Annotated in this window: 8 protein-coding genes; 7 read left to right on the top strand and 1 reads right to left on the bottom strand. The window is 68.9% G+C overall.

Going from position 1 to position 11,117, the window contains the following annotated elements:
• The first annotated feature begins 6 nt into the window (after nt 1-6).
• Nucleotides 7-1,041, top strand: coding sequence for a hypothetical protein (locus A9310_RS05500; protein ID WP_065629718.1), 1,035 nt, complete (start codon nt 7-9; stop codon nt 1,039-1,041).
• A gap of 52 nt (nt 1,042-1,093) precedes the next feature.
• Here the strand turns inward: A9310_RS05500 and A9310_RS05495 are convergent, their stop codons facing one another.
• Nucleotides 1,094-1,723 carry a TetR/AcrR family transcriptional regulator gene (locus A9310_RS05495; RefSeq protein ID WP_065629717.1) on the bottom strand — a complete coding sequence of 210 codons (630 nt, stop codon included), beginning with the start codon at nt 1,721-1,723 and terminating at the stop codon, nt 1,094-1,096.
• Nucleotides 1,724-2,001: 278 nt separating this feature from the next.
• On the opposite strand from A9310_RS05495, the gene A9310_RS05490 reads away from it, so the two are divergent.
• The 6 genes from A9310_RS05490 to A9310_RS05460 all read left to right on the top strand — a co-directional run bounded on the left by A9310_RS05490 (nt 2,002) and on the right by A9310_RS05460 (nt 11,072).
• A complete protein-coding gene (locus A9310_RS05490; RefSeq protein WP_065629716.1) occupies nt 2,002-3,591 on the top strand; it encodes an amino acid permease in 1,590 nt (529 codons plus the stop codon).
• 296 nt (nt 3,592-3,887) lie between these two features.
• Nucleotides 3,888-4,739, top strand: a complete 852-nt coding sequence (locus A9310_RS05480; protein WP_065629714.1) for an urea amidolyase associated protein UAAP1 — start codon at nt 3,888-3,890, stop codon at nt 4,737-4,739.
• A 27-nt stretch (nt 4,740-4,766) separates the two neighbouring features.
• Entirely contained in the window at nt 4,767-5,447 is a 681-nt protein-coding gene (locus tag A9310_RS05475; protein ID WP_058253818.1) for an urea amidolyase associated protein UAAP2, read from the top strand.
• Between the two features lie 58 nt (nt 5,448-5,505).
• Nucleotides 5,506-7,575 carry a 5-oxoprolinase/urea amidolyase family protein gene (locus A9310_RS05470; RefSeq protein ID WP_065629713.1) on the top strand — a complete coding sequence of 690 codons (2,070 nt, stop codon included), beginning with the start codon at nt 5,506-5,508 and terminating at the stop codon, nt 7,573-7,575.
• Complete coding sequence (atzF, locus tag A9310_RS05465; protein WP_065629712.1) at nt 7,572-9,245, top strand: allophanate hydrolase; 1,674 nt, start codon at nt 7,572-7,574, stop codon at nt 9,243-9,245. Before A9310_RS05470 ends, atzF begins: the two co-directional genes overlap by 4 nt.
• Before the next feature lie 120 nt (nt 9,246-9,365).
• Nucleotides 9,366-11,072 carry a hypothetical protein gene (locus A9310_RS05460; RefSeq protein ID WP_083207267.1) on the top strand — a complete coding sequence of 569 codons (1,707 nt, stop codon included), beginning with the start codon at nt 9,366-9,368 and terminating at the stop codon, nt 11,070-11,072.
• Nucleotides 11,073-11,117 lie beyond the last annotated feature (45 nt).

Here is an 11,117-nt window from a genome sequence, read left to right as displayed (position 1 = left end):
TCGTCCATGGACAAGAACGGCAAATCCGGCGCACACCGTTGCCCACGTCCGCGCGGTCGCCGCCCGGCGGGCGCCTTGCTTGGCTGCGCAATGGCCGCGTCGCTCACGGTGACGGCCCCGGCCGTGGCCCAGGCGGTCTCACCCGGGGTGGCCCTGCCCGTCCCGGTGGTTCCCTCCTCATCGACGTCGGGAGCACAAACACTGCCCGGCAACGCTTTCCGCATCGCGCAGATCGACGCCGCGCTGGTCTCGGATGCGGCGCCGGTGGTGGTCGGGTCATGGCCGGACGTGACGTCGGTCGTCCCGACACCGGGGCCGCGGCACCTGCGGCCACTCGGTTCGGTGGCGGTGCCGGTCGTCGATGCCGAGGACCGGGTTCGGGTCGGCAACCTGGACCTGACCCGTCCGCGAGCGGTGTCCCCGCAACTGGCCGCGCAGATCTCGGCGGGAGCCGGTGAGATCGTCCAAGGAATCTCGGATGTGTTACAGAGCAACGGGGTACCGGTCGCGCGGGCTGACCGGGTGGCCGAGCAGATGGTCGGTGACGCCGCGGTCGGTGGCGTCATCGGAGCCGGGGTGGCAGCACCCCTCGCCCTCGCGGTCGGCGGCGTCGTCGGCGGCGGACTGGGTCTGCTCTTCGGTATCCCGTTCCTGCCCACCGGACTCGTCGTCGGACCCGTGGTGGGGACGGCTCTGGTCGCCACCCTCGTTGCGCTGCCCGCGGTTGCGGCCGGTGTCGCGATCGGTGCGGCGCACGGCTACGACAAGGGCTGGAAGGTGCCGGTCGACAAGCCGCGACACCTGCGCGCGGACGCCACCGAGGTGTCGGCCGAGCGGGTCGTCGTCCCGCATCAGCCGCGGCATGCCGCCCCGGAGCCGGTCGTACCGCAGGTCACCAGGCCGGTCGGCCGGCAGCTCGCCCCGACCCCCGCGGTGAAGCAGGTCGAACCCATGCGGAGTGTCGGGAGTGGTCCGGCGGACTGCTCCATCGTGCGCAAGATGGAGGTGGCGCTGCAGGGTGGCGTGATCGGAACCTGCTAGCCGTCACGCTCGCGGGAACTCCGTAGCGACGTCGGCCATGTGCGCTCTGTTGCTACAGGATTCGCGAGATCGCGTCGACGACGGTGGCGGCGAGACCGGCGGCCGTGTGTTCGCCGAGCTCGCCGCGCTGTTCGTCGGCGCGCATCATGATGACCGACTCCACCAGCCGGAAGGGGAGCAGCGTCCGCTTGTCGGTGGAGTCGCCGAGTGCCGCGGCCGCCAGGGCGGCATAGGAGTCGCCCAATTCCTGCCGTGCTGAACGGAATTCGACGAAACGCTGGTCGGCGACCTCGGGCAGCAGGTACAGGGCGCCGAGGTTCCAGCGCGACTGTGCCAGCTGATCGACATCGAAGCGCGCGAGCTCCAGCAGCCGCGCGAGCGCGGGTCCATCCCCGTCGAGGAGTACCCGCGCGCGGTCGAGTGAGGCGACGACTGTCGTCTCCAGCAGGGTCGCGAGAATGTCGTCTTTGGTGCCGAAGTAGTGGTACATCGACGCCTGTCGGATGCCGACCGCCTCGGCGATCATGCGTGTCGACGTCCCGGTGTACCCGTGGCGGGTGAACAATTCGGCAGCGGCGTCGAGGATCTCCTCGCGCGCGGTCTGCCCGCGGCGTCGGGCCTGTACCAGGCGCGGGCGGCCGCGGCCGGTCGGCGTCGGGGCCGTACTCGAGCCGGACGGCATGTCGTCTCCTCAATTGCGTCAACAGATCTCGCAACCCGGGCATCTTGTGACCCGGATTTCTCGACCCTAGCCGACAGGCCGCGTGCTTCGGCCGTTCGCGGACCCGCCGACCGGGGAAATCCCAGGCGCGTTACGCGGACGTAACGGGAGTTTTCACGACCGGAACAATTCTGTCAATCGATAGAAATCAGCGAGGGCTTACCTATCAGGTGACAGGAAACAGTGCCTGCCTCAACCGTGCTCAACGTGGAGCTTCTTCTCGGAAAGGAAGACCGCGCATGACCTCCACCCCCGAAGTGGCTCCCGCGGCATCGCCCTCCTCGGCCGCTGGATCATCGTCCGGCCCGGGCGCCGGAGATGCCGACGCACACGACCTCTCGGCACTCGGCTACGACCAGCAACTCCATCGTTCGCTCGGCAAGTTCGCGTCCTTCGCCGCCGGGTTCTCGTTCGTCTCGATCCTGACCACGATCTTCCAGCTGTTCGGTCTGGGTTTCGGTTTCGGCGGCCCGGCCTTCTTCTGGACCTGGCCGATCGTCTACGCCGGCCAGTTCCTGGTGGCGCTGTGCTTCGCCGAAATCGCGGCGCGATACCCGATCTCGGGCGCGATCTACCAGTGGTCCCGGCGAATGGGCGGCGAGGTCGTCGGTTGGTTCGGCGGCTGGTTCATGATGATCGCGCAGGTCGTCACCGCTGCCGCGGCCGCGATCGCCCTGCAGGTCGTCCTGCCGTCGATCTGGATCGGCTTTCAGATCATCGGCGACGACCCAACCCTCACCACCACGAGCGGTGCGGCCAACGCGGTGCTGCTCGGCTCGGTTCTGCTCGTGGTCGTGACCGCCATCAACTGTGTCGGCGTCCGGTGGATGAGCCGGGTCAACAGCATCGGCGTCGTCTGCGAACTGGTCGGTGTCGTCTCGGTGATCCTGGCACTGTTCACCCACGCCCAGCGCGGTCCCGACGTCGTCTTCGACACCGGCGTTCCCGGTCAGCAGCCCGGTTACATCTGGGCGTTCATCGTCTCCGGTCTGATGGCCGCGTACGTCATGGTCGGTTTCGGGTCGGCGGGTGAGCTGGCCGAAGAGACGAGGGACCCGCGCCGCGTCGCACCGCGCACCATCCGGATGGCGCTGACCGTCTCGGCCATCGGCGGCGGACTGATGCTGCTCGGCACCTTGATGGCGGCACCCACCCTCGATGAGCAACTCGCGACCGGCGGTCTGCCGTACGTCCTCGATTCCGTGCTCGGCAGCTTCTGGGGCAAGGTCCTGCTCGCCGACGTGGCCGTGGCGATCTTCATCTGCACCCTCGCCATCCAGACCGCCTGCTCGCGTCTGATGTTCTCCATGGCTCGCGACGGCCGGCTCCCGTTCTCGGCGCAACTGGCACATGTCAACAGCCGCACCGGGACCCCGATCCTGCCGTCGATCCTGATCGGTGTGCTCTGCATCGGCATCCTGCTCGTCAACGTCGGCAACTCGGCGATCTTCGCGACCCTCGCCAGCGTGTGCATCATCCTGATCTACCTCGCCTACCTGGCCGTCACCGGCCCGATGCTCTACCGGCGGTTCCAGGGCTGGCCGCATCGCGGCGGCCGGGACACGCCGGCCGTCGACGCCGGTGGCCGAAAGCTGTTCAGCCTGGGCCGATTCGGTATCGTGGTGAACGCCCTCGCGGTGCTCTACGGCGTCCTGATGGTGATCAATCTGGCGTGGCCGCGGGCCGAGGTCTTCGACCCGTCCGGTGAGATGCCGATCCTCCGCTGGGCCGGCCCCATCTGCATCGTGGCGACCGTCCTCGTCGGCATCGCCTGCTACCCCCGCGGAAAAGAACACCCGCGACCGGTGACGACCTCCCCGTCCGCCTGATGCCCCCTTGCTCCCTAATCCGAAAGAACCGCACAACCACTGCTCCCTGAGGAGCGCCCGGAGCTTGCGGAGGGCGCGTCACGAAGGGTCTGGCGAGACGAGTTGCGAAGACCCTTCGTGACGCTCGCAAGCTCGCTCCTCAGGGAGCAGGGGGAGACGCTCGCAAGCTCGCTCCTCAGGGAGCAGGGGGAGACCCTCGCAAGCTCGCTCCTCAGGGAGCAGGGGGATACCCTCGCAAGCTCGCTTTTCGGGGAGCAGGGTGGCACCCGAACACCCTCTACAACAAGGAGTTCCGAATGAGCACGATCACCGCGGCGGGTACCGGCACCACCACCGGCGCCCGCGAACACGCCCGTGCGCAGGCCGGTGCCATCACCGACAGCATGCCGGTGGTGCCGCCATCGGCCTGGCCCAACCCGCCCGCAGACGTCCCGCCCACCTCGCTGACCTGGGCGGAGACGGTGCCCGGTGGTCGCTACACCAGCAAGGTCCTGGCACGGGGGACCCGGTTGCGGCTCACCGATGTGGCCGGCGCGGCCTGCGCCCATCTGCTGCTCTGGCGCGCCGACACGCCGTGGGAGCGTCTCAACGTCGCCGACACCGTGAAGGTCCCGTGGCAGGCGTACCTGGGTGCGGGTCATCCGCTCCTCAGCGATCAGGGCCGCGTGCTCGCGACCGTGGTCGCCGACGACTCCGGTCACCACGACGCCCTGTGCGGTACCTCGACCCTCGCGGGCAATACCGCGAGATATGGAGCCGGGGAGGTGCATTCGGGTAGTCCGGCCGGACGTGAGCTGTTCACGCTCGCGGCCGCGAAGCACGGTCTGACACCCACGGATGTGGCGCCGTCGCTGTCGTTCTTCCACGGCGTCACCGTCGACGCCGACGGGACACTGCGCTCGACCGGCAGCGCGGGCCCCGGGCGTTCGGTCGATCTGATCCTGCATCTGCCGTGCACAGTCGCGATCGCCAACACCGCGCATCCGCTCGACCCGTCGCCGCATTTCGACACCACCTCGCTGGAAGTGCTGGCGTGGCAGGCGAAGAGCGACCTCGACACGCTGCTGGCCGAGGTCGCCGGCACGGACCCCGAGTACCAGCGCGCGGTCGCCAACTCCGAAGACGTCTGGGCCGCGGCTCATCACTGAGCCGACCCACAGAGAGGACCACCCATCGTGACCGAGACAAACACCGCACTCATCACCGATTTCGCCTCGGCGCCCGCCGCCGAACTCGCTCTCGTCCCCGGCGCCGTCGTCGACGACGCGCATGTGGGCGACCGGGCTCCGTGGTCGGGCGTCGTCGCCGCCGGCGACGTGCTGACCATCGTCGACCTGCACGGCAACCAGGCCGTCGACACTTTGTTCTACGCCGCCGCCGACACTGCCCAGCGGTATTCGGCCCAGGCGACGATCGCCGCGCAGGGCAACATCTTCCTCACCACCGGCAGCGTGATCCGTGACCACGACTCCACTCCGCTGATGACGATCGTGGCCGACGAGGTCGGCAACCACGACACCCTCGGCGGCGCCTGCTCGCAGGAGTCCAACACGCTGCGCTACGGCCACCACACCAAGCACCAGCACGCATGCGTCGAGAACTTCCTGATCGAGGGCAGCCGGCACGGCCTGGGCAAGGCTGACCTCGTCGGCAACGTCAACTTCTTCATGAACGTCCCCGTCGACCCCGACGGCTCGCTGGGGATCGTCGACGGGCTGTCCGCCCCCGGCAAGCGACTGGCGCTGCGCGCCGAGGTCGACACCCTCGTGCTCATCTCGAATTGCCCGCAGATCAACAACCCGTGCAACGGATTCGATCCGACGGCGGTGCGCGTCATCGTCACCCGGCCGTCCTGACATCCGTTCACCTCCACGCCCCCGGGCGTCGCCTGACTCCGACGAGGATCCCACCATCATGTCTGCCACCACCACGGGCGCGGTGACCGTACTGCGGTCCGGTCCGCTCACCACCATCCAGGACTGGCCCGGCCGGGTCGGGTACTGGAAGGTCGGCGTACCCCCCTCCGGTCCGATGGACGACCTGTCCTTCCGGCTCGCCAACATCGCTGTCGGCAATCCGGGGACGGCAGCCGGTCTCGAGATCACGCTGATGGGGCCGGCCCTGCGGTTCGACCGGTCCGCGGTCGTGGCCGTCACCGGGGCGCCGGTCCCGGTGACGATCAACGGAACAGTTGCACCGCAATGGGTTCCGCTGACTCTCGAACCAGGTGACGTGCTCGACATCGGATCGATCGGCACCCTCGGCATGCGGGCGTATCTGGCGGTGGGGGGCGGGTTCGACGCCGCCGATCACCTCGGGAGCCGGTCCACCTTCACCATGGGGAAGTTCGGCGGGCTCGACGGGCGGGCGCTGGTGGCCGGCGACGATCTCGCGTTGCTGGGTGCGCCGGCCGGCGCGCCCCGGCGCATCCTCTCCGACGAGCAACCGGCGTTCACCAACAGCTGGCAACTGGCGGTGACCGTCGGACCCCACGGCGCCCCGGAGTTCTTCACCGAGGACGACATCGCCGATCTGTTCGCGACCGACTACGAGGTGCACTTCAACTCCGACCGGACCGGTATCCGGCTGATCGGACCCAAACCCCGGTGGGCGCGCGACGACGGTGGCGAGGCCGGTCTGCACCCGTCGAACATCCACGACACCGCCTACTCGGTCGGTGCCCTCGACTTCACCGGGGACACACCGATTCTGCTCGGCCCGGACGGCCCGAGTCTCGGTGGATTCGTGTGCCCGGTGACGGTCACGACCGCGCAGCGCTGGAAGCTCGGCCAGCTGAAGCCGGGTGACACGATCCGGTTCGTCGCGGTGCGCGGTGACCGTGCGGCCTCGCCCGCCGAGGTCGGGTTGGGCCGGCGGGCGTGCTTCGTCGACGTCCTGTCGTCGGGCGGCGACGCCGACAACGGAATCCTGGCCACCACGACGACCGCCGACGGATCGACCACCGTCACCTACCGCCGGTCCGGCGACGACAACGTGCTCGTCGAGTACGGCGAGATGCACCTCGACCTGGCCCTGCGGGCCCGCGTGCATGCGCTGGCCGAGCGGATCGCCGCCGAGAAGCCGCGCGGGCTGGTCGATCTCACGCCGGGAATCCGCTCCCTGCAGGTGAAGGCGGACCCGGATGTGTGGTCGCAGGCGCAGATGCTGGAGTGGCTGACCGAATGCGAGAGCCAACTGCCGGCCGCCGAAGACCTCGTGGTGCCGAGCCGCACGGTGCACCTGCCGCTCTCATGGGACGACCCGGCCACTCGCGAAGCGATCGAGCGGTACATGCTCGGCGTGCGGTCCGACGCCCCGTGGTGTCCGTGGAACATCGAGTTCATCCGCCGGATGAACGGCCTGGACTCGGTCGACGACGTGTACCGCACGGTCTTCGACGCCAGTTACCTCGTCCTCGGTCTCGGCGACGTCTATCTCGGTGCGCCGGTGGCTGTTCCGCTGGATCCCCGCCACCGCCTGGTCACGACCAAGTACAACCCGGCCCGCACCTGGACCCCGGAGAACGCGGTGGGTATCGGCGGCGCCTACCTGTGCATCTACGGCATGGAAGGCCCGGGCGGTTATCAGTTCGTCGGACGGACAACCCAGGTGTGGAACCACCGGCATCCGTTGCCGGCCCCGGGTTTCGATCCCGAACATCCGTGGCTGCTGCGGTTCTTCGACCGTATTCACTGGTATCCGGTCAGCTCGGAGGAGCTGCTCGACATGCGGGCCGACGTCGCCGCCGGGCGCGGCGACAGCACGAAGATCGTCGACGGCGAGTTCTCGCTGGCCGCGCATCAGCGCTTCCTCGACGAGCACGCCGGCGACATCTCCGCTCGCCGGGAGACGATGGAGATCGCCCGTGCGGAGGAGCGCGAGAGATGGTCGTTACAAGGTGAATTCGCTGCGCGAGCGGCCGGTGTGAGCGTGGCCGACGGCGGAGCGTCGGAGAACGCGGACGACGAGGAGCGGGTGGCATGAGCAGGATCGACGAGGTGTACGCGCGGATCGCCGAGGCGAATCGTCCGGAGGTGTTCATCACGCTCCGGCCCGAGGCCGAGGTGCGTGCCGAATACGAGCGGTCCGTCGCGACCGGCGGACCGCTGGCGGGCATTCTTCTCGCGGTCAAGGACAACGTCGACGTCGGCGGTCTGCCGACCACCGCCGGGTGTCCCGGTTTCGCTTTCACCCCCGAGGCCGATGCGCCCGCGGTCGCCGCCCTGCGTGCGGCCGGCGCGGTGGTGCTGGGCAAGACCAACCTCGACCAGTTCGCGACCGGACTGGTGGGAACGCGCAGCCCCTATGGCGCGGTGCGGGATTCCCGACGCCCCGACCGCATCTCGGGTGGATCGAGCTCGGGATCGGCGGTGGCGGTCGCCCTCGGATTCGCCGACATCGCCATCGGGACCGACACCGCCGGGTCGGGTCGGGTGCCGGCGGGCCTGCAGGGCATCGTCGGTGTCAAGCCGACCCTCGGTGTCGTCTCCACCGACGGAGTCGTACCCGCCTGTCGGAGCTACGATGTCCTCACCATCTTCGCCGCCGACCTCGCGCTGGCCGACCGATCGGTTGCGGTGATGGCGAAAGCCGCTGGGACACGCCCCTTCCCGAAGTCTATGCCCTACGCCGCGCCCGAACGCCCGGTCGTCGCCGTGCCCACCGAGCTGCCCGGTCTGGACGACAGATGGCGCGCCGCGTTCGACGACGCGGTGCATCGTGCCGAGGCGGCGGGGCTCATGATCAAGACCATCGACCTGTCGCCGTTCCTCGAGGCCGCCCGGCTCCTCTACGACGACGCGCTCGTCGCCGAGCGATACGAGGCGGTGGGGGAGTACCTCGATTCCGTTGCCGATCCCGGCGCCGCCGGCCTCGATCCGACGGTGTCGGCCATCATCGATGCGGCGGACCGTTTCTCGGCGGTCGACCTGTTGCGCGCCCGTCGTCGGCTGGCGGACCTTCGTGCGGCGGCGATGAACCAGTGGGGCGATGCGACGGTCCTGATGGTCCCGACCGCGCCGGCGCACCCGACGCTCGCCGAGGTGGCCGCCGATCCGGTGGGCGTGAACTCGCGGATGGGCACGTACACCAACTTCTGCAACCTCTTCGACCTCTGCGGACTCGCGGTGCCGGCCGGGACGGTCATCGAAGGAGACGGCAGCACAGCCCAGTTCGGCGTCACGTTCCTGGGCGTCGCGCATGCCGACGCCGTGCTCGTCGACGTGGCACGTCGCTTCGTCGGTGACGACTCGGTGGCGTCCTCCTGGGCGGAGCCCGACGATGCGATCGAACTCGCGGTCTTCGGGGCGCACATGCGGGGTGGGCCTCTGACGCACGAGCTCAGCGAACGGGGTGCCCGGTGGGCCGGCGAGGTCACCACGACCCAGTCGTACCGTCTGGTCGCACTTGATACGACCCCGCCCAAACCGGGACTGATCCGCGATCCCGAGGCCGGCCGTGCGATTCGCGGCGAGGTGTGGACGCTCGCCCCGTCGGCGCTGGGGGAGTTCCTGGCCGCCCTGCCCGAGCCGATGATGCTGGGCAAGGTCGAGATCGCCGCGGGAGAGAGCGGTCCTGCCCGCTGGCTCGTGGGATTCGGGTGCGCCGCCGACGCCGGTGCCACCGGTCAGGGTCTCGATCGCGACCGCTGGTAGGGGTGGGACGTCTGACCAGAACCGCCGATTCGTGCCATTTCCTCCGATCGACCATCTGTTCACCGAGCGTGATGATTCACTTACTCAGCTCGGGCGGTCGGGGAGAAGAGGGTGGGACGGATGACCAGGTTGGGGCGCAGCGGAATTCAGCGATCGGAGAAGGTCGCTCGACGCGAGAACCGGAAGCAGCGGCGGCAGCATCGTGCGATCGCGGGGGCGGCCGCGTTGGCGACCGTAACCGCGATCGGAGCGGGGCAGGTCGCGGAGCCGACGGTGGCCGAGGCCGCGGTGATACCACCGGCGATCGGCGAACTCGACGACTGGCTGAACGGTTTCAACAGCGGAAACCCGCTCGGCAGTCTGATCTCCGAGATCGGGAACGGCGCGCTCGCCGACATCGCGGAGCAGTGGCGCATCCAGAGCTGCCTGTCCGGCGGCGTCCGGGACGGGGCCGACTGCTCTCAGTCGAGCACCGAGCTCGGCGGCATCGGACTCGCCGTCGTCCTGCCCGACCGCATCGAGGTGGTGCCGGTCGCGATCTACGATCCGGTCAAGCAGGTGTTCGACACCGTGTCCGGTTCGGTCCTCGGCGACATCCTCCGCTTTCTCGGCATCGACCTGCCGCCGACGATGACCGACGGCCCCGCCACCGAGGGCTCGGCGACGGTCGGCGGGAACGGTTTCCAGTTCGCGCTCGCATACCGCGGCGGCGACGCGACTGCGACATCGTATCTGCCGCTGAGCATCGCGACCGCGGGGGCGAGTGACGGACGGACGGCGAGGTCGTTCGCACTGATCGGGATGGCACACGCGTGGAACACCGGGCCGCTCGACGTCACGGTCCTCGGCGAGACGATCACGACGATCCCCGGCGTCCAGGGCGTGGGTTGCTATGGCGGCCTCACCGGTGCCTATGCCGACGGCGTCGGAGCCTGCGCGAACGTGCTGGGCACCTTCGACTTCCGGTGGCAGCAACCGAACGGCGAACTCCAGTTCGCGCTCACTGACCTGACAGCGCTGATCGCCGATCCGGGAGGGGTTCTCGGCGGACTCGGCGCCGACGTTCTCGAGGGTCTGCTCGCCGGCGTCCTGAGTGGCTCCGGAATCGACTTCGACGGCGACTGGATGTCGCTTTCCAAGGACTTCGCCCGCCTGAGCATCGGGGGCGACTACGACCTGTTCAGCGGGAACTTCCTCCGGCTGACGAGCGATTACGGATTCACGGCTCCGATCACCGTCGACTGGCTGGGTTCGACCGTCACCTTCCGGCCGCTGGTCGAGGTCAACGGCGAGCTCCGGCCGAATCGACTGGGCATGCCGGTCATCGAATTCGGGCAACTCGACACCGGCGAACTCGTCCCCGTGATCCGCATCCCGAGTTACGAGTTCCCGTTCGGCCTGCCCGCCACCGATCCAATAGACACCGGCGCGTCGAACACTTTGGCGCGCACGAGCATGTCGGTCGTCGACACATCGGCGGATTCGGCCGCCACCGACGATGAGACCGACGAGGCCGATAGCTACGTCGGCAAGCACCGCTCGGCGGAGAACTCCTACGTCGGCAAGCACCGGGCGCCGGCGGCCTCCGAAGAGGGTGGCGTCGGGAACTCGGATGCCGGAGACTCCGACGCGCCCGAGCCCGGCGGCTCGGACTCCGACACCTCGGATCCTGACACTTCGGATTCCGACGGAGCCGGTTCCGACGCCGCGGACTCCGACGCCGCTGATTCCGACACCTCTGATTCCGATGGCAACGACTCCGGTAGCGACTCGGACTCGAGCACCGATTCCGATTCCGGCAGTGATTCCGGAGATGCCGCGGCCTGATCCGTTCTCGACCGACAGACTTCGACTCGACTGACAGACCTCGAT

The sequence above is a fragment of the Gordonia sp. UCD-TK1 genome (genome assembly GCF_001691435.1).
In the GTDB taxonomy this organism is placed as follows: Bacteria; Actinomycetota; Actinomycetes; order Mycobacteriales; family Mycobacteriaceae; genus Gordonia; species Gordonia hongkongensis.
Note: the sequence above shows the minus strand (reverse complement) of the source record. Positions and strands in the feature narration are given on the sequence as shown.